Annotated in this window: 20 protein-coding genes; 15 read left to right on the top strand and 5 right to left on the bottom strand. The window is 69.0% G+C overall.

From position 1 onward, the window contains the following. Window positions 1–148: 148 nt before the first annotated feature. Entirely contained in the window at window positions 149–931 is a 783-nt protein-coding gene (locus K7C20_RS13870; protein WP_053209754.1) for an RDD family protein, read from the top strand. Between the two features lie 25 nt (window positions 932–956). Here the strand turns inward: K7C20_RS13870 and K7C20_RS13865 are convergent, their stop codons facing one another. Continuing rightward, window positions 957–1,313: a hypothetical protein gene (locus tag K7C20_RS13865; RefSeq protein ID WP_053209755.1), complete on the bottom strand. Its 357-nt coding sequence runs from the start codon at window positions 1,311–1,313 to the stop codon at window positions 957–959. Window positions 1,314–1,712: 399 nt separating this feature from the next. Here K7C20_RS13865 and K7C20_RS13860 point away from each other — a divergent pair, with 399 nt between their 5' ends. Together K7C20_RS13860 and K7C20_RS13855 are read left to right on the top strand one after the other, a co-directional pair. Beyond that, window positions 1,713–4,103, top strand: coding sequence for an immune inhibitor A domain-containing protein (locus K7C20_RS13860; protein ID WP_030077408.1), 2,391 nt, complete (start codon window positions 1,713–1,715; stop codon window positions 4,101–4,103). A gap of 122 nt (window positions 4,104–4,225) precedes the next feature. Continuing rightward, complete coding sequence (locus K7C20_RS13855) at window positions 4,226–4,615, top strand: hypothetical protein (RefSeq protein WP_048828910.1); 390 nt, start codon at window positions 4,226–4,228, stop codon at window positions 4,613–4,615. A 42-nt stretch (window positions 4,616–4,657) separates the two neighbouring features. Here the strand turns inward: K7C20_RS13855 and K7C20_RS13850 are convergent, their stop codons facing one another. Both K7C20_RS13850 and K7C20_RS13845 read right to left on the bottom strand, forming a co-directional pair. Further along, window positions 4,658–5,254, bottom strand: coding sequence for an isochorismatase family protein (locus K7C20_RS13850; RefSeq protein ID WP_053209756.1), 597 nt, complete (start codon window positions 5,252–5,254; stop codon window positions 4,658–4,660). A 175-nt stretch (window positions 5,255–5,429) separates the two neighbouring features. Further along, window positions 5,430–6,758 carry a nicotinate phosphoribosyltransferase gene (locus K7C20_RS13845; protein WP_053209757.1) on the bottom strand — a complete coding sequence of 443 codons (1,329 nt, stop codon included), beginning with the start codon at window positions 6,756–6,758 and terminating at the stop codon, window positions 5,430–5,432. Window positions 6,759–6,910: 152 nt separating this feature from the next. On the opposite strand from K7C20_RS13845, the gene clpS reads away from it, so the two are divergent. From clpS to K7C20_RS13805, 8 genes are all read left to right on the top strand, one after another. Then, on the top strand, window positions 6,911–7,264 hold the full coding sequence (gene clpS / locus K7C20_RS13840) for an ATP-dependent Clp protease adapter ClpS (protein WP_107083467.1): 354 nt from the start codon (window positions 6,911–6,913) through the stop codon (window positions 7,262–7,264). Continuing rightward, window positions 7,261–7,854 (top strand): DUF2017 domain-containing protein, encoded by a 594-nt coding sequence (locus tag K7C20_RS13835; protein WP_053209758.1) that lies wholly within the window; start codon window positions 7,261–7,263, stop codon window positions 7,852–7,854. The genes clpS and K7C20_RS13835 overlap by 4 nt, the downstream gene beginning before the upstream one ends. A gap of 321 nt (window positions 7,855–8,175) precedes the next feature. Then, window positions 8,176–9,642 carry an amino acid permease gene (locus K7C20_RS13830; RefSeq protein WP_030077392.1) on the top strand — a complete coding sequence of 489 codons (1,467 nt, stop codon included), beginning with the start codon at window positions 8,176–8,178 and terminating at the stop codon, window positions 9,640–9,642. 104 nt (window positions 9,643–9,746) lie between these two features. Continuing rightward, on the top strand, window positions 9,747–10,172 hold the full coding sequence (locus K7C20_RS13825) for a M67 family metallopeptidase (protein ID WP_030077390.1): 426 nt from the start codon (window positions 9,747–9,749) through the stop codon (window positions 10,170–10,172). Window positions 10,173–10,256: 84 nt separating this feature from the next. After that, a complete protein-coding gene (locus K7C20_RS13820; protein ID WP_107426016.1) occupies window positions 10,257–10,430 on the top strand; it encodes a putative leader peptide in 174 nt (57 codons plus the stop codon). 141 nt (window positions 10,431–10,571) lie between these two features. Continuing rightward, on the top strand, window positions 10,572–10,850 hold the full coding sequence (locus K7C20_RS13815) for a MoaD/ThiS family protein (RefSeq protein WP_030077388.1): 279 nt from the start codon (window positions 10,572–10,574) through the stop codon (window positions 10,848–10,850). A gap of 1 nt (window position 10,851) precedes the next feature. Continuing rightward, complete coding sequence (locus K7C20_RS13810) at window positions 10,852–11,802, top strand: PLP-dependent cysteine synthase family protein (protein ID WP_030077387.1); 951 nt, start codon at window positions 10,852–10,854, stop codon at window positions 11,800–11,802. Window positions 11,803–12,240: 438 nt separating this feature from the next. Beyond that, window positions 12,241–12,993: an MBL fold metallo-hydrolase gene (locus K7C20_RS13805; RefSeq protein ID WP_030077382.1), complete on the top strand. Its 753-nt coding sequence runs from the start codon at window positions 12,241–12,243 to the stop codon at window positions 12,991–12,993. A gap of 75 nt (window positions 12,994–13,068) precedes the next feature. On the opposite strand, the gene K7C20_RS13800 is transcribed toward K7C20_RS13805, so the two are convergent. Both K7C20_RS13800 and K7C20_RS13795 read right to left on the bottom strand, forming a co-directional pair. Further along, window positions 13,069–14,340: a PTS transporter subunit EIIC gene (locus tag K7C20_RS13800; protein ID WP_053209759.1), complete on the bottom strand. Its 1,272-nt coding sequence runs from the start codon at window positions 14,338–14,340 to the stop codon at window positions 13,069–13,071. Window positions 14,341–14,605: 265 nt separating this feature from the next. Further along, complete coding sequence (locus K7C20_RS13795; protein WP_030077378.1) at window positions 14,606–15,919, bottom strand: PTS transporter subunit EIIC; 1,314 nt, start codon at window positions 15,917–15,919, stop codon at window positions 14,606–14,608. 215 nt (window positions 15,920–16,134) lie between these two features. Between K7C20_RS13795 and K7C20_RS13790 the strand changes: the two genes are divergently transcribed. From K7C20_RS13790 to K7C20_RS13775, 4 genes are all read left to right on the top strand, one after another. Beyond that, window positions 16,135–16,374 (top strand): glucose PTS transporter subunit EIIB, encoded by a 240-nt coding sequence (locus K7C20_RS13790; RefSeq protein ID WP_208683897.1) that lies wholly within the window; start codon window positions 16,135–16,137, stop codon window positions 16,372–16,374. A 98-nt stretch (window positions 16,375–16,472) separates the two neighbouring features. Then, window positions 16,473–17,204: a ribonuclease PH gene (gene rph / locus K7C20_RS13785; RefSeq protein WP_030077374.1), complete on the top strand. Its 732-nt coding sequence runs from the start codon at window positions 16,473–16,475 to the stop codon at window positions 17,202–17,204. A 137-nt stretch (window positions 17,205–17,341) separates the two neighbouring features. Continuing rightward, window positions 17,342–17,485: an SCO1431 family membrane protein gene (locus K7C20_RS13780; RefSeq protein WP_107083468.1), complete on the top strand. Its 144-nt coding sequence runs from the start codon at window positions 17,342–17,344 to the stop codon at window positions 17,483–17,485. A gap of 327 nt (window positions 17,486–17,812) precedes the next feature. Then, window positions 17,813–18,220 carry a hypothetical protein gene (locus K7C20_RS13775; protein WP_030077371.1) on the top strand — a complete coding sequence of 136 codons (408 nt, stop codon included), beginning with the start codon at window positions 17,813–17,815 and terminating at the stop codon, window positions 18,218–18,220. Window positions 18,221–18,229 lie beyond the last annotated feature (9 nt).

Genomic DNA, 18,229 nt, shown 5'->3' with positions numbered 1-18,229 from the left:
CGGACCGCCGCGGTGGCCGAGCGCCGCCGCGGCGCACCGCGGTGCCGAGGCGGGAGGGACGTTGAAGACAGCCCTCGGGGAGCGGCATCCTTCCCCCGAACGGACTTCGCCGGATGCGGCGGGCCGCGCCAAGGGGTCGACTCGGGCCATGAGTACCGACCAGCCCCCCGGTGAGCCGCCGGAGAACGACCCGTTCCTGAAGAAGCCGCAGGAGCCCCCGGCGGGCGGCGCTCCCCGTAACAGTTCTCCCCGTGAGAACGGCGCCCCTCGTAACCACGCGCCGCGCGGCAACGGTGCGGGTGCAGGCGGTACGGGCGCTGGTGAGGGCGGTACGCCACCCCCGGGAGGCCCGCCGCCCGGTGGCACCCCGCCGCCCTATGCGGGCGACCCCTACGGCAGTGGCCCGTATGCCGGTGACCCCTACGGCGGGCAGCCCGGACCGGCCGACCCACTGGCCGGGATGCCGCCGCTGGCGAACCGCGGCCGCCGCCTCGTGGCGCGCATCATCGACGCGATCATCATCGGGGTACCGGTGTCCGTGATCATGACGCTGATCGTCGGTGGCGTGGACTACTTCAGTACCGACAGCGTGGAGGCCGGTAGGCAGTCGACGGTATCGGGCGTCACCATGCTGGCGTATCTCATCTACGACGGACTGATGATCTCCAGCCGCGGCCAGACCCTCGGCAAGATGGCGATGAAGATCCGGGTGGCGATGCTCTCGAACGGCTCGACCCCGACCGCCCAGGCGAGCTGGATCCGGGCCGCGGTCTATACGTTGCCGGAGATCGTGCCGTGCTGCGGCTTCATCTTCTGGCTGGTCAACGTCCTGTGGTGTACCTGGGACCAGCCGTATCACCAGTGTCTGCACGACAAGGCGGCGAAGACCGTGGTGGTGTCCACGGAGACGGGTGGCGCCCGCTCGGCGTGAGTTCCCGCTCGGCGTGAGTGCCCGCTCAGCGTGAGTGCTCGCCGACCCGGGCGTCCGTGGCGGCGGCCGGGCCGGTGAAGCTTCCCCAGCGGGTGCGGCGAGGTCCCGCCACGGGCCGGGCGGGCTCGGGCGGTGTCGGTACGGACCTCAAGGGGGCGGGCGCGGCGGGCGATCCGTCCCGTACGAGGCGCCGGCGGACCACCCGCGGCACCGCGGGCATCGGGACCGTCATGGCGACCAGCAGCCCGAGCCCGAGCCCGGCGATGGCGATGACCGCGACTCCGACCCCGGTCTGCGTCTGCGAGAGCAGCAGCATCGCGAGGGTGGAGAGAAAGACGGTGGCCGAACCGTAGGCGAGCTGTGCGGCAGTCGGACGAGGCATGGCGGAATCCGTCCTCGGAGGGTCGGCAGGGGGTGTCGGTCAAGGGCGCGCCATCAAACGAGCCTACGGTCCTTTTTGCCCGGGCGGAACGCCAAGTAAGCGTGACCTAACCCACGGTTCCGGTGCACAGGGGGCGCACCGAGCGGCCGTGTCTACGCATGCCCGGCGCCGTCATGGCTGTTGGGGACGGGGGCGCATGCCCGACGGGCATATACACCGGGTCCCTGCCCGCCGCGGTGACGTCCGGAGCGCCGCTGCCGCGCGGCGTCCGATACCCGTAACTCACGGACCGAGAAACGTACTTCGCTGACGTGCCCAAGTCAAGATCTGTCTTTTTCCCCGTACTTCCGGTCGAATGCCGTCGAACAGTGACCGGTTCGAAGGGGAGGACAGCGCCAAGTGAGAGACAACAGAACGGTGTTCAGATCGGCCGCCCTGGCCACGGCAATCGCCGCGATCGGGGCGGCCGCTTTGTCTTCGGGGGTGGCTGCGGCCGACGCGCAGGGACCGTCGCCCCTCGCCAGGCGCCATGACCCCGCCCCCGAGCGGACCGTGGACCACGACCTCAAGGGGCCGTTCAGCGAGCGGCAGGCGGCCGAGCGCAAGGAAGCGCTCCAGCAGGTCATCTCCGGTGACGCCAAGACGACCGAGCGGAACGGCTCCAAGGTCGTCAAGCTCGGCAAGAGCAAGTACGTCGAGCTCGCCCGGCAGAAGACCGACAAGATCTTCACCGTCCTCGTGGACTTCGGCGACAAGGTCGACGACACCACGATGTTCGACCCGGACGGCGACGGCCCGAAGCCCCCGGTGAAGAAGTACGGCGGCGACCCCGGCCCGGCGCACAACAAGATAGCCGAGCCGGACCGTGCCGAGGACAACAGCACGGCCTGGCAGAAGGACTTCAACCAGAAGCACTTCCAGGACCTCTACTTCTCGCACGACAAGAAGAAGCAGTCGCTGGCCAAGTACTACGAGAAGCAGTCCTCGGGCCGCTACTCGGTCCAGGGCGAGGTCTCCGACTGGGTCAAGGTCGACTACAACGAGGCCCGTTACGGCTCCAACTACTGCGGCCAGACCAACTGCGCCAGCGCCTGGGACCTGATCCGCGACGGCGTCAACCAGTGGGCCGAGGACCAGAAGGCCAAGGGCCGTACCGACGCCCAGATCAAGACCGACCTGGCCAAGTACGACCAGTGGGACCGCTACGACCACGACGGCGACGGCAACTTCAACGAGCCCGACGGCTACATCGACCACTTCCAGATCGTGCACGCCGGCGAGGACGAGTCCGCGGGCGGCGGGGTCCAGAAGACCAACGCCATCTGGGCGCACCGCTGGTACGCCTACGGCACCGACGCCGGCCGGACCGGCCCCGGTGCGAACAAGGCGGGCGGCACCCAGATCGGCGACACCGGGATCTGGGTCGGCGACTACACCATGCAGCCGGAGAACGGCGGACTCGGCGTCTTCGCCCACGAGTACGGCCATGACCTGGGCCTGCCGGACGAGTACGACACCAGCGGCACCGGCGAGTCCTCCGTGGACTTCTGGTCGCTGATGTCGGGCGGCTCCTGGCTCGGCACCGGCAAGAACAGCATCGGCGACCTGCCCGGCGACATGAGCGCCTGGGACAAGCTCCAGCTGGGCTGGCTCAACTACGGCAAGGCGAAGGCCGCGAAGAAGTCCACCCACAAGCTGGGCGTCGCGGAGTACAACACCAAGAACAAGCAGGCGGTGGTCGTCGAACTGCCCGCCAAGAAGGTCAAGACGGACATCGTCGCGCCCGCGGAAGGCTCCCACCAGTGGTGGAGCGGCATGGGCGACGACCTCAAGAACACGCTGTCCCGGCCGGTGGACCTCACCGGCAAGGCCAAGGCGTCGCTGACGCTCAAGGGCTGGTGGGACATCGAGAAGGACTACGACTACCTCTACGCCGAGGTCTCCACCGACGGCGGCGCCAACTGGACCGCCCTGGACGGCACCGCGAACGGCAAGGCCCTGCCGCGGGACGGCAGCGACAAGCCCGCGCTGACCGGCACCGTCGGCGCCTACCAGGACCTGGCCTACCCGCTGGACGCCTACGCGGGCAAGAAGATCGACCTCCGCTTCCGCTACCAGACCGACGGCGGCGCGGCGCAGAAGGGCTTCGCGGCCGACAGCATCGGCGTCACGGCCGACGGCAAGCCGCTGTTCAGCGACAACGCCGAGGGCGACGACAACGGCTGGACCAGCAAGGGCTTCTCGCGCATCGGTGCGTCCTTCACCAAGGACTACCCGCAGTACTACATCGCCGAGAACCGCCAGTACGTGTCGTACGACAAGACCCTCAAGGTCGGCCCGTACAACTTCGGCTGGACCACCGACAAGCCGAGCTGGGTGGAGCACTTCCCGTACCAGAACGGCGTGCTGATCTGGCTGTGGGACACCTCGCAGGCGGACAACAACGTCGGCCAGCACCCCGGCTACGGGCAGATCCTGCCGGTGGACGCGCACCCGAAGGCCGAGCGGTGGGCCGACGGCAAGCTGATGCGCAACCGCTTCCAGTCCTACGACTCGACCTTCACGCGCTACCGGACCGATGCCCTGACGCTCCACAAGGACGGCAAGCAGGTCAAGATCAAGTCGAAGCCGGGCGTGACGCTCTTCGACGACCGGCACGGCGTCTACTACGACAAGGCGAACCCGACCGGCGGTGTGATCGTTCCTGACACCCACACCCGGATCAAGATCACCAAGGAGGCCCGGGACGGCTCCACGGTGACGCTCCAGGTCGGCCGCTCCGGTAAGTAAAAGGTAAAACCACAGGTCAGATGCTATTCGGCCGTCGCCCCCTAGCGGGCGGCGGCCGATTCGCGTTTAGATGCGTTCTACAGTTCCTTGTTGACGCGAAGTCTCACGGGGGAGATATGACGATGTCCGGTGGCGGTTTCATCAGGCTTCCTGGCGGAAGCGTGGTGGTCGCCCTCTCGCTGCCCAGACCGCCCCACGGGGCGCGCGGCGGCCTCTACGACTGCGGTTGCCGGGTGCGGGTCCTGGTCCACGCCGTGAACCGACAGCGCGCCCTGACCAGGCTGCGCAACCTCGGGCTGCGGGCCGTCTACCTGCGCGGCAACAGCGAGCCGCCCACACCCGACGAGATCACGGCCGTCCTGCACCATCCGGACGGCCTGGTCTGGCGCGAGGCCCCGGAGGACGACACCGAGTCCTGGCACCCGATACGGGCGCTGCTGCGGAACCCTGCGCTCCCGGTCAGGGGGGAGGGCCCGGACGGGGACGACGAGCGCCCCGCATCGGCCGCCTGACGGGCTCCGCGGCCTCCTCAGGGCGTGTCTTCCGGATCACCCCTATCCGCCGAGGACCACCGGCTTGCCGGTCAGCTCGGCGCCGGCCGCCCGCAGCTCCTCCAGCGCCCGCTCGGTGGTGCGCGCGGCCACACCGGCGGTCAGATCCAGCAGGACATGGGTGCGCAGCCCGGCGCGGACCGCGTCCAGGGCGGTGGCGCGTACGCAGTGGTCGGTGGCGATGCCGACCACATCGACCTCGCTGACGCGGTGCGCGTGCAGCCAGTCCGCGAGCGGGACGCCGTTCTCGTCCGCGCCCTCGAAGCCGCTGTAGGCGCCGGTGTGGGAGCCCTTGTCGAAGACCGCGTCGATGGCGCCGGAGGCGAGCGCCGGGGCGAAATTGGGGTGGAAGCTGCTGCCCTCCGTGCCGGCCACGCAGTGCACCGGCCAGGAGTGCTCGTAGTCCGGGGTGTCGGAGAAGTGGTCGCCGGGATCGATGTGGTGGTCCCGGGTGGCCACGACATGGCGGTAGCAGCCGCCGGCCGCCTGGCCGATCAGATCGGTGATGGCCGCCGCGACATCCGCACCTCCCGCCACCGCGAGGCTGCCGCCCTCGCAGAAGTCGTTCTGCACATCAACGACGATCAATGCCCGGTGCATGGTGCGTGCCTTCCGGCTGGAAATCGGGGGAGGGGCGCGGAGCGGTGGTGTGACCGAGGGTAGCCACTGCAAGGGGATTGCGGGAGTGGTGCGGAGCCCGGCGGGAGGTGCGGATGCCGGGCACGGCGTCCGGCAGCCGCCGCCCGGCACCCCGCTCGCGGGCGACGGCCCCCGGTCAGACGTACTCGGTGGGCAGCACGGGCTCGCCGCGGGAGAGCTGGGTCGCCGACAGCGGCAGCCGGTCGCGGGCGGCGATGTGCCGGTCGCGGGCGGCGTCCAGCGGCTCGCGCGCGACCACCTTGCCGGCGCTCACCAGCGGCACCAGCAGCTGCCGGTCGGCCAGCTCCGCCGGGACCGGCCCGGTGCCGATGACCTCGGCCACGGCCACACCGTCCTCGTCGACCCGGCGCGCGGCCCACTTACGGCCGCCGTGCGAGGTCTTGGCGCCCATCGACTTCTTCGCGACCGGCCGCAGCGGCGTGCCGGGCTCCTCGCCGTCGGCGCGGGCGACCAGCTTGTAGACCATCGAGCAGGTCGGGTGCCCGCTGCCGGTCACCACCTGGGTGCCGACGCCGTACGCGTCCACCGGCGCGGCGGCCAGCGAGGCGATGGCGTACTCGTCCAGATCGCTGGTCACCACGATCTTGGTCTTCCCGGCGCCCAGCTCGTCCAGCTGGTGGCGCACCCGGTGGGCGATCAGCAGCAGATCGCCGGAGTCGATCCGTACGGCGCCGAGACCGGGCCCGGCCACCTCCACGGCGGTGCGCACCGCCTCGGTGACGTCGAAGGTGTCCACGAGCAGGGTCGTACCGCTGCCGAGGGTCTCGACCTGCGCGGTGAAGGCGTCCCGCTCGGTGTCGTGCAGCAGGGTGAAGGCGTGGGCGCTGGTGCCGACGGTGGGGATGTGGTAGCGGAACCCGGCGGCCAGGTCGGAGGTGGTGTGGAAGCCGCCGACGTACGCGGCGCGGGACGCGGCCACCGCCGAGAGCTCATGGGTGCGGCGGGCGCCCATCTCCATCAGCGGGCGGTCGCCGGCCGCCACCGACATCCGGGAGGCGGCCGCGGCCACCGCGGAGTCGTGGTTGAGGATCGAGAGGATCACCGTCTCCAGGAGGACCGCCTCGGCGAAGGTGCCCTCGACCCGCATGACCGGGGAGCCGGGGAAGTAGACCTCGCCCTCCGGGTAGCCCCAGATGTCGCCGCGGAAGCGGTAGTCGGCCAGCCACTCCAGCGTCGGCTCGTCGAGGATGCCGCGCTCGCGCAGGAAGCCGAGGATGGTCTCGTCGAAGCGGAAGTTCTCCACCGCGTCCAGCACCCGGCCGGTGCCGCCCACCACGCCGTAACGGCGGCCCTCGGGAAGCCGGCGGGTGAAGACCTCGAAGACCGAGCGCCGGTCCGCGGTGCCGGACCGCAACGCGGCCTGCAGCATGGTGAGTTCGTACTGGTCGGTGAAGAGCGCAGTCGACGGCACGGCCACCGGCAGCCCCAGGTCTGCTGTGTTCATGGAGGAAATGCTACCCCCGATACTCGTCACTCTGACGATAGTGCTCCGGGGCGGACAAAAGGCCGCTCCCGGCCTCGGTACGCAGCTGGCCGACGCGGCCCGCGCGAGGGGCATTTGTGCGTCGCCCGCCCCCGGGTGGCAGCATGGGGCCTGTGAGCGCCCACCCGTCCCCCACGATTACGCTCCGGCCGCATCGCTGCACCCTCAGTGTCCCGGTCGAGGTCGAGCGTCCCGAGTCGAGCGAGGCTCCCTTCGAGGTCCCCGAACCCGACCTCCCGTGGGTCACGATCGTCCACAACGACCCGGTCAACCTCATGAGCTATGTCTCGTACGTCTTCCAGTCGTACTTCGGCTACTCCAAGGACAAGGCGCACCAGTTGATGCTCGACGTCCATCACAAGGGACGCGCGGTGGTCTCCAGCGGCAGCCGCGAGGAAATGGAACGCGACGTGCAGGCGATGCACGGCTACGGCCTGTGGGCGACCCTCCAGCAGGACCGCAAATGACCGGGCACTTCGAGCCGCTGCCCGGCGGCGGCGCCGCCGTACCCCTCGACGAGGTCGAGATCTCCATCCTGCGCAGCCTCGCCGTCCAGCTGATAGAGCTGCTCGGTCCGGGCGAGGAGGCCGGGGAGAGCGAGAGCGACGACCTGCTGGCGTCGATCTTCAACGACGGCCCCAGCGAACCGCCCGCCGACCCGGTCCTGGCCCGGCTCTTCCCCGACGCCTACGGCGGGCCCGACCTCGTCCCCGACGACGACGTGCGCGCCGCCTCCGCCGAGTTCCGCCGCTACACCGAGAACGACCTGCGCTCCCGCAAGCGCGAGGACGCCCTGGCGCTGATCCGCGCGCTGGACACGCTGGCGCCCGCCGGTGACCGCGCGACGCTCCGCCTCGACCCGGGTGAGTGCCGGCAGTGGCTGGGGGCCCTCAATGACCTCAGGCTGGCCATCGGAACACGGCTTGAAGTGACCGATGAAGAGGACGGCGGCGAGCTGCTGCGGCTGCCGGACAGCGACCCGCGCAAGCCGATGGTGATGGCTTACCTCTGGCTCGGCGGGCTCCAGGAGACTCTCGTCGAGTCCTTGATGGGCTGAAATCCGGGCGTACTACCCGCTCTGTTGGCGCAGTGTTCGCTCAGCGGATGCTCAAATCCGGATAACGATCGCATCACTGCCCCCATGTGAATTGCGGCACTTAAGGGACCTTGTCCCCTTTCTCTCATGGTTTGATTCACGCCATCCCTAGGCGGTCCGCGAATCGCCGTGATACATGTTCACGACCTGCCGTGAGCGACGCCACCCCTGTCGCCGCGGGAGCGCTGTGCCGGCCGACCGTCGGCGTGCAGGAACTCCATCCGGGGGGATCGGGACCCGATCCGGACAGACCGGGTCGGTATGGAGAAAGGCGCACCACACATGACCTCTATGCAGGTCGACAAGCAACACGACGGCAATGAGGCACCTGGCGAGGCCCCCGAAGAGGGCTATCAGCGGGGTCTGGGAAACCGTCAGATCCAGATGATCGCCATCGGCGGCGCCATTGGTACCGGCCTCTTCCTCGGAGCCGGCAAGGCGATCTCCATGGCCGGGCCGAGCATCATCCTCGCCTACGCCATCGTCGGTCTGGTCATCTTCTTCATCATGCGGGCCCTGGGCGAGCTGCTCATGTACCGCCCCGTCTCCGGATCCTTCTCGGAGTACGGCCGCGAGTTCCTCGGCCCCTTCATCGGCTTCGTGACCGGCTGGACGTACTGGCTGTTCTGGGTCGTCACCGGCATCACGGAAGTGACCGCCGCGGCCACCTACGTGCAGTACTGGAACAAGGACATACCGCAATGGGCTGCGGCGCTCGTCTTCACGTGCGCGCTCTTCGGTATCAACCTGATCTCCGTGAAGATCTTCGGTGAGCTGGAATTCTGGTTCTCGATGGTCAAGGTCACCGCGATCATCGGCATGATCCTGATCGGCCTCGGCGTCATCACCCTCGGCTTCTCCGACGCCGGTGACACCGCCTCCTTCACCAACCTGTGGTCCCACGGCGGCTTCTTCCCCAAGGGCATCGGCGGCACGCTGATGACGCTGCAGATCGTGATGTTCGCCTTCCTCGCCGTCGAGCTCGTCGGCGTGACCGCGGGCGAGGCGACCAACCCCAAGAAGGTCCTGCCCAAGGCGATCAACACCGTGCCGTGGCGGATCGGCCTCTTCTACATCGGTGCGCTGATCATCATCCTGTCCGTCGTCAGCTGGACGGTCTTCGAGCCGGGCGTCAGCCCCTTCGTCGCCGCCTTCCAGCAGATCGGCCTGCCGGCCGGTGCCGGCATCGTCAACTTCGTGGTGCTGACCGCCGCACTCTCCTCCGCGAACTCCGGCATGTACTCCACCGGCCGGATGCTGCGCGACCTCGCGCTCAACGGCCAGGGCCCGAAGTTCTTCACCAAGCTCAGCAAGAACGGCCTGCCCACCTGGGGTACCGGCGTCTCGGTCGCGATGATGCTGTTCGGCGTCTACATCAACTACCAGTGGCCCGGTGAGGCGTTCAACTACGTCGTCTCCTTCGCCACCATCTCCGGTATGTGGGCGTGGATCGTCATCCTGGCCTCGCAGCTGCGCTACCGCGCCAAGGCGAACCGCGGCGAGCTGCCGCAGTCCGACTTCAAGGCGCCCGGCAGCCCCTACACCTCGATCTTCGCGCTGGCCTTCATCGCCATGGTGATCGTGATGATGGGCGTCGACCCGGACGCCAGGATCTCGCTCTACGCGGCTCCCGTGTGGGCGCTCATCCTCGGCGTGGGCTACCTCTGCATCAAGCGGCGGGACGCGGCGAACGGCCTGACGGTCGGCGAGGCACCGAAGGATGCCCCCACCAAGGACACCAAGAGCTGAGGCAGTAACGGACGGAAGAGGGTAAATCCCCCCGACAGTCCAGCATGCGGGCCCGTGCGTACCACTCTTCGGTACGTGCGGGCCCGCTGTCTATTCTTGGCGCCATGCTGACCCTCACCAAGGCGCTCTTCGACCAGATCGTCGAGCACTCCCGCCAGGACCACCCCGACGAGGCCTGCGGCGTGGTCGCGGGCCCGGCGGGCAGTGACCGCCCCGAGCGGTTCATCCCGATGCTGAACGCCGCCCGTTCGCCCACGTTCTACGAATTCGACTCCGCGGACCTGCTCAAGCTCTACCGCGAGATGGACGACCGGGACGAGGAGCCGGTGATCATCTATCACTCGCACACCGCCACCGAGGCCTACCCCTCGCGCACCGACATCTCCTACGCGAACGAGCCCGGCGCCCACTATGTCCTGGTCTCCACCGCCGACACCGACGACGCCGGGCCCTTCCAGTTCCGCTCGTACCGGATCGTGAACGGCGAGGTCACCGAGGAAGAGGTCGAGGTCGTGGCGGCGTACTCCTGAGCGCGTCCCACCTGGCGTACACCAATCGTCCACATCATGGGACGAGGTTCCAATACCCGGACCGGGAATCGATACGATGACCGCATGGTTGACCACGACGTGAGCGAGAAGAGGCCGGGCATGCTGCTGCTCGCTCCGCTCGCCACGCGTCGCTCGGCATCCGCACTACTGGGCGCGTTCGGCTGCGGAGCCGCACGGCTGCACGTGGATCTGTGCCGCCTTTCCAGCGCCATCTGTCCGCGCTGCGCCGCCGCCTGACCGGGCCCGTACCGGCCGCGCGGCGCGCGCGCCGCCCCAGCCCCGTACTTCCGGCGTCACCCGACGCCCTCCCGGCACGCCGTAGCGCCGTGCACACGGGACGCACAGCCCCCGCCACCGCACTCCGACAGGAGCACTCTCATGGCCATCGAGGTCCGAATCCCCACCATCCTGCGCACCTACACCGACGGTCAGAAGGCCGTCGAGGGCAGCGGAGAGACCCTCGCCGACCTCTTCACCGACCTGGACAGCCGGCACACCGGCATCCGTGAGCGCATTGTCGACGGCGAGCAGCTGCGCCGCTTCGTGAACGTCTACCTCAACGACGAGGACGTCCGCTTCCTGGAAGGCATCTCCACCAAGCTCGCCGACGGCGACAACGTGACGATCCTCCCGGCAGTGGCCGGCGGAATGGTGTGACGTGCGGTACGACTCCCCGCTGGCGGCGGTCGGGAACACCCCTCTCGTCCGCCTCCCGCGCCTGTCACCCTCCGACGACGTCCGCATCTGGGCGAAGCTGGAGGACCGCAACCCCACGGGTTCGGTGAAGGACCGCCCCGCGCTCCACATGATCGAACAGGCCGAGAAGGACGGCCGGCTCACCCCCGGCTGCACCATCCTCGAGCCGACCAGCGGCAACACCGGCATCTCGCTCGCCATGGCGGCCAAGCTCAAGGGCTACCGCATCGTGTGCGTCATGCCGGAGAACACCTCGTCCGAGCGGCGTGAGCTGCTCGCGATGTGGGGCGCCGAGATCATCTCCTCGCCCGCCGCGGGCGGCTCCAACACGGCCGTCCGGGTGGCCAAGGAGCTGTCCGCCGAGCACCCCGACTGGGTGATGCTCTACCAGTACGGGAACCCCGACAACGCCGGTGCGCACTACGCCACCACCGGCCCCGAGATCCTCGCCGACCTCCCCTCCGTGACCCATTTCGTGGCCGGTCTGGGCACCACCGGCACGCTCATGGGCGTCGGCCGCTATCTGCGCGAGCACGTCCCCGGCGTCCAGATCGTCGCCGCCGAGCCGCGCTACGACGATGTCGTCTACGGTCTGCGCAACCTCGACGAGGGCTTCATCCCCGAGCTCTACGACGAGTCCGTGCTCACCACCCGCTTCTCGGTCGGCTCACAGGACGCGGTCCGCCGCACCCGTGAACTCCTCGCCGAGGAAGGCATCTTCGCGGGCATCTCCACCGGCGCGGCGCTGCACGCCGCGATCGGCGTCGGCAAGAAGGCCGTCAAGGCGGGCGAGAGCGCCGACATCGTCTTCGTCGTCGCCGACGGCGGCTGGAAGTACCTCTCCACCGGCGTGTACACCGCCGAGTCCACGGAAGCGGCGATCGCCACGCTGCACGGCCAGCTCTGGGCGTAGGGGGCCGCACCTGCCCGCCGTGCCCGGCACGTGTACCGCCGGGCCCTCGCCGTCGTGGGGGCGTACCGCGGCGGCGGGACTCTTTCCCGGGGGTGCACCCGCGAACGGCGGGGCACCCCCGCACCACCTTCCGGCCGTGACGATCCGCTCTCCTGACGAGGGCCCGGCGGAATGCCCGGCGGGACCGGCGACTACGTACGGGCGTACGGGGCGACAGCCCAGACTGGTGATTCCGCCCACAGCTCGCCCCGCTGGAGGAGCCACAGGACCTTTTGCGCCTTACGCTCGTGGGCACCGCACCGACCGCCCAGGACCCGGCACCACCCGGCAAGGCCCCGCCGGGAAACCCCGCATGGACCCTTCCCCGAGCTCTCGACGGGATGCCAGCAGGGGAGACCCCTACACCGCCGCCCCCGCCCACGGAGGTTCACGCCCGCTATGAAGCTCACTGTCGTCGGATGCTCGGGGTCGTTCCCTTCCATGGAATCGGCCTGCTCGAGCTACCTCCTGGAGGCCGACGGCTTCAGGCTGCTCCTCGACATGGGCAACGGCGCCCTGGGCGAGCTCCAGCGCCACATCGGCCTCTATGACCTGGATGCCGTACTCCTGTCGCATCTGCATGCCGATCACTGCATCGACCTGTGCGGCTATTTCGTGGTGCGCTATTACCGCCCGGACGGCGGCCGTTGCGCGCCGATGCCGGTCTACGGGCCGGCCGGCACCGAGCGCCGGCTGACCGTCGCGCACGCCGATCTGCCGTACGACGGCGCGATGAGCGAGGTCTTCGGGTTCCGCACCCTGACGCCGGGCACCTTCACCATCGGGCCGTTCACGATCCGCACGGAGCGGGTCAGCCACCCGGTGGAGTCCTTCGCCTTCCGCATCGAGCACGGCGGCCGGTCCCTGACGTACTCCGGGGACACCGGCCCGTGCGACGCGCTGGAGAGCCTCGCCGCGGGCGCCGACTTCTTCCTGTGCGAGGCGTCCTTCACCTACGGCAAGGAAGACATCCCGGACCTTCACCTCAACGGCCGGGAGGCCGGCGAGATCGCCCAGCGGGCCGGTGCGGGGCGGCTGGTGCTGACCCACATCCCGCCGTGGACCGACCCGGACATCAGCGTCCGTGACGTCCAGAAGGTCTATGACCGGCCGGTCGAGGTGGCCAAGGCGGGCGCGGTCTACGAGATCTGAGCGGGCGGAGCCCCGCGGCACGGCGAAGGGCCCCGGAGTCTGTCGGCTCCGGGGCCCTTCGCCGTTCCGTACGGCTCAGGCCTTGAACTGCGCCTTGTCCAGCTCGGCGATCTCCTCGTCGGATTCGCGGCCCGGTGTGGGGAGATTGAACTTCGTGATGGCGAAGCGGAAGACCACGTAGTACAGCGCGGCGAAGCAGAGCCCCACCAGCGCCAGCAGCCACGGCTTGGTGGCGATGCCCAGGTTCAGCGCGTAGTCGATGGCGCCGGCCGAGAAGCCGAAGCCGTCCTTCATGCCCAGGGCCCAGGTCAGCGCCATCGAGATACCGGTCAGCACCGCGTGGATCGCGTACAGCACCGGGGCGATGAACATGAACGTGAACTCGATGGGCTCGGTGACGCCGGTGACGAAGGCGGTCAGCGCGAGCGAGAGCATCATGCCGCCGACGACCTTGCGGCGCTCGGGGCGGGCGCAGTGCACGATCGCCAGGCAGGCGGCCGGGAGCGCGAACATCATGATCGGGAAGAAGCCGGTCATGAACTGGCCGGCGTGCGGGTCGCCGGCGAGGAAGCGGGCGATGTCACCGTGCTTGCCGTCGAAGTCGCCGGCCTGGAACCACGGGAAGGAGTTCAGCAGGTGGTGCATGCCGACCGGGATGAGCGCGCGGTTGGCGACACCGAAGATGCCCGCGCCGACGGCGCCGGAGCCGACCAGCCACTGGCCGAAGTCGTGCAGGGCCGTGCCCAGGACCGGCCAGATGTAGCCGAAGACGATGCCGATCACCAGGCCGGCGAAGGAGGCCAGGATCGGCACGAGGCGCCGGCCGCTGAAGAAGCCCAGCCAGTCCGGGAGCTTCTTGCGGCTGTAGCGCTGGTAGAGCAGGGCGACCACGATGCCCATCACCACACCGCCGAGCACGCCCGCGTCCACCGGCGGGGCGACGTCGGCTATCTTCCCGTCGACGACCTTCTGGATCTTCGGCAGACTGGCGTCGCCGAAGGTGCCCAGCACCTTGCTGAAGACCAGGTAGCCGACGACGGCGGCCAGCGCGGTGGAGCCGTCCGCCTTCTTGGCGAAGCCGATGGCGATACCGACCGCGAAGAGCAGCGGCATGTTGTCCAGGAGCGCGCCGCCGCCCGCCGCCATGAATTCGGCGATCTTGTTCAGGAAGGCGGGGAACGACTCCCGGCCGAGCATGTCCGGCTGGCCCAGGCGGACCATCAGCGCGGCGGCGGGCAGCGTGGCGATCGGCAGCATGAGGCTGCGGCCAATGCGCTGGGCTACTGCCATGGCGCCGGAGCCGCGGCCCTTCTTCTCGGGGGCCGCCGTGGCGGTGGCCGAACTCATCGGATTCCTCCTGGTGAGGCGGGCACTCGCAAGGGGGGACGGCCCGCTCGTTTGGTCTACACCTTGGTCTACACCACTGGTGGTTTAGACCATTCTTAGCACGTAGCCCCGACATAAAGGAATCCATTCTTCCAAGTGGTGTGGACCACATGGCGACCGGCCCCTGGGTCACGGGACCCAGGGGCCGGCAGATGCGCCAACAAAGGCTGAGGTGGGGGCCGGTACGGCTGCCCCGGCGGGGAATTCCCGCGGATGGTGCGCCGCCCTATTTCACGTTCTCCTGCTCCATCGCGTCCCCCACTTCATCCGGCTCGCGGCCGGGCGTCGCCAGCTTGAATTTCGTGATGACGAAACGGAAGAGGGCGTAGTAGACCACCGCGAAACACAAACCGATGGGAATGATCAGCCAGGGCTTGGTCGCCAGTCCCCAGTTGATGACGTAGTCGATCAGACCCGCCGAGAAGCTGAAGCTGTCGTGCACCCCCAGCGCCCAGCTCACCGCCATCGACACACCCGTCAGCACGGCATGGATCGCGTACAGCGCCGGCGCCACGAACATGAACGAATACTCGATCGGCTCGGTCACACCCGTCACGAACGACGTCAGGCCGACCGACAGCATCATGCCCGCGATCTCCTTGCGGCGGTGCGGCTTGGCGCAGTGCACGATCGCCAGCGCCGCGGCCGGCAGCGCGAACATCATGATCGGGAAGAAGCCGGTGGTGAACTGCCCCGCATCCGGGTCGCCCGCCAGGAACCGGTTGATGTCACCGTGGACGACCGTGCCGTCCGGTTTGGTGAAACTGCCGAACTGGAACCAGACGAAGGTGTTCAGGAACTGATGCAGGCCGATCACCAGCAGCGCACGGTTGGCGACACCGAAGATTCCCGAACCCCCCGCGCCCAGCCCCGACAGCCACTCGCTGAAGCTCGTCAGCCCGTCACCGACCGGCTGCCAGACGAACAGGCACAGCACCGCGAACACCAGGCCCACGAAGGCCATGATGATCGGAACCAGCCGGCGGCCGTTGAAGAACCCCAGCCAGTCCACCAGCTTCACCCGGTGAAAGCGCTGCCAGAGCCAGGCCGTCAGGAACCCCATGACGATGCCGCCGAACACCCCCGGGTTCTGGAAGGCGGCCTGCGTGACCGTCTGCGTCCTGTCCACGCACACCCCGCTCCACAGGCCCGCCTGCGTGTACGTCTGGCCCGAGGCGCAGCCGGACGGGAACGCGTGCAGCACCGAGAAGTAGACGAGGAATCCGGTCACCCCGGCCAGCGCCGTCGACCCGTCCGCCTTCTTGGCCATGCCGATCGACACACCGATGCAGAACAGCAGCGGCAGCCCGAGCCCCGAATCCAGCAGCGCACCGCCCGCGGCCGCGAAGACCTTGCCGACGGCGTCCCAGCCCAGCCCGTCCGCGCCGAACACATCCGGCTGGCCAAGACGGTTGAGAATCCCCGCAGCGGGCAGTACGGCAATCGGCAGCTGAAGACTGCGCCCCATCTTCTGCAAGCCCTGGAAGAGATTCGACGCCCAGCTCTTCCACGGTGCCGCCGCCGCTGCGTTCGAACTCATCGGTGTCCTCCCGGCAGTCGGCCCGTCGGCAACCGACCTCGTGCTTGCCGCATACTGGTGGTGTAGACCACTCGTGGTGCACGCCGTCCCGGTGCGCACTCCGATGATCGCCATCCTTCGTCAGACAGCGGACAAACGCCCACATAGTTGGGCTGAACGTGCGTTACGGTGTGAAAACCGCACGGCGGGACCGCCGGCGGCCGAGACAAGCAGGAGTGGACATGGCCAGCAAGGCTGAGAAGATCGTCGCCGGGCTCGGCGGACTCGACAACATCGAAGAGGTCGAGGGCTGCATCACCCGCCTCCGCACCGAGGTCGTCGACTCCTCTCTCGTCGACGAGGCCGCCCTCAAGGCCGCCGGCGCCCACGGCGTCGTCAAGATGGGCACCGCGATCCAGGTTGTCATCGGCACCGACGCGGACCCCATCGCCGCCGAGATCGAAGACATGATGTGAGCTGACGAGCCGGCCTCCCGGCCGCTCCCGAAGGCCCCGCCCCGGACGATCCACCGCCCCGGAGTGGGGCCCTCGTCGTTCCCGATAGGGTCTACGCCATGTCTCGCATCGACGGCCGCACCCCCGAACAACTCCGCCCGGTCACCATCGAACGCGGCTGGAGCAAGCACGCCGAAGGCTCCGTCCTCATCTCCTTCGGCGACACCAAAGTCTTCTGCACCGCATCCGTCACCGAGGGCGTACCGCGCTGGCGCAAGGGCACCGGCGAAGGCTGGGTCACCGCCGAATACTCGATGCTGCCCCGCTCCACCAACACCCGCGGCGACCGCGAATCCGTACGCGGCAAGATCGGCGGCCGGACCCACGAAATCAGCCGCCTCATCGGCCGCTCCCTGCGCGCCGTCATCGACTACAAGGCCCTCGGCGAAAACACCATCGTCCTGGACTGCGACGTCCTCCAGGCCGACGGCGGCACCCGCACCGCCGCCATCACCGGCGCCTACGTCGCCCTCGCCGACGCCATCACCTGGGCCCAGGGCAAGAAGCTCATCAAGCACGGCCGCAAGCCCCTCACCGGCACCGTCTCCGCCGTCAGCGTCGGCATCGTCGACGGCACCCCCCTCCTCGACCTCTGCTACGAGGAAGACGTCCGCGCCGACACCGACATGAACGTCGTCTGCACCGGCGACGGCCGCTTCGTCGAGGTCCAGGGCACCGCCGAAGCCGAACCCTTCGCCCGCGAGGAACTCAACTCCCTCCTCGACCTCGCCGTGGCCGGCTGCGCCGAGCTCGACGAGGCCCAGCGGGCGGCGCTGGCCCGCACGCTCTGAAGCCACCCCAGGACACAGGGGGAGGGCCCGGAGGACCCGGAGGGCCCGGTGGGCCCCGGAAACCTCCCCCTGTGACCCTTTTCTCATGGGACATCCATCTCTGGAAAAGCCTCCCGGCCCCGTCGCATGGTGGAGCCATGCCCACGACTGCCGTGACCGCGCCCCGCGCCCGCGCCCGCACCGGCGGGCCCCAGGACGACTCCCGACTCCTCGAGCACGTCCTCGGCTGGACCCTCGTCGTCGTCCTCGCCATGCTGCTCACCCAGACCGGGCTCGTCTGACGGCGGGGCCTGTCCGACTGCGGGCCTTGTCTGCCCGCCTGCCTCATCTGACCGCGGGTCCTGCTTGACGGCCGGCCTCATCCGACCGCGGGTCCTGTCCGACCGCAGGCCTCAGCTGGCCGCCGATTCGTTTCGCGGCGCCCGGCTGGTCCTGCGCGGCCCCAGCGAACCGGCTCCTGTCCCGCACCGCTGCCGTCCGGTCTCCGGTCCCGCCGTCCAGCCCTGCTGTCCGGTCCTCGACCCTGTCGTGGCATCGGGGCAACCAAAACACCCCCGCCCGGCGTTTCTTCCTTTGCCCGAGCATGACCCAAGGGAAGGAACCGCACCATGGCCCCGCGTACGCGCCGGCACCGTCGCCCCGCCACCACCGCACTCGCCGCATTAGCCGCCGCCACCCTCGCGATACCGCTGCTCTCCGCCTGCGGAGCGGTCGAGAAGGCCATGGACTGCGCCAAGACCGCCACCTCCGTCGTCAACGCCGTCGACAAGCTCCAGCAGGCCGCGGACAACTCCCTCACCGATCCGCAGAAGGCCGAGCAGGCCCTCGACAACATCGACAGCAACCTGAAGAAGCTCAGCAAGGACGCGCACGACCCCGAGCTGTCCAAGGCCATCGACAAGACGAACAACGGCATCAAGGCCGCCCGCAAGGACCTCGACAACAACAAGGCCCCCGACATCCAGCCGATCGTCGACGGGACCAGTGCAATGACCAAGATCTGCACACCGGGATAATCACTCCCC

Origin of the sequence: Streptomyces decoyicus (assembly GCF_019880305.1) — a bacterium.
GTDB lineage: Bacteria > Actinomycetota > Actinomycetes > Streptomycetales > Streptomycetaceae > Streptomyces > Streptomyces decoyicus.
Note: the sequence above shows the minus strand (reverse complement) of the source record. Positions and strands in the feature narration are given on the sequence as shown.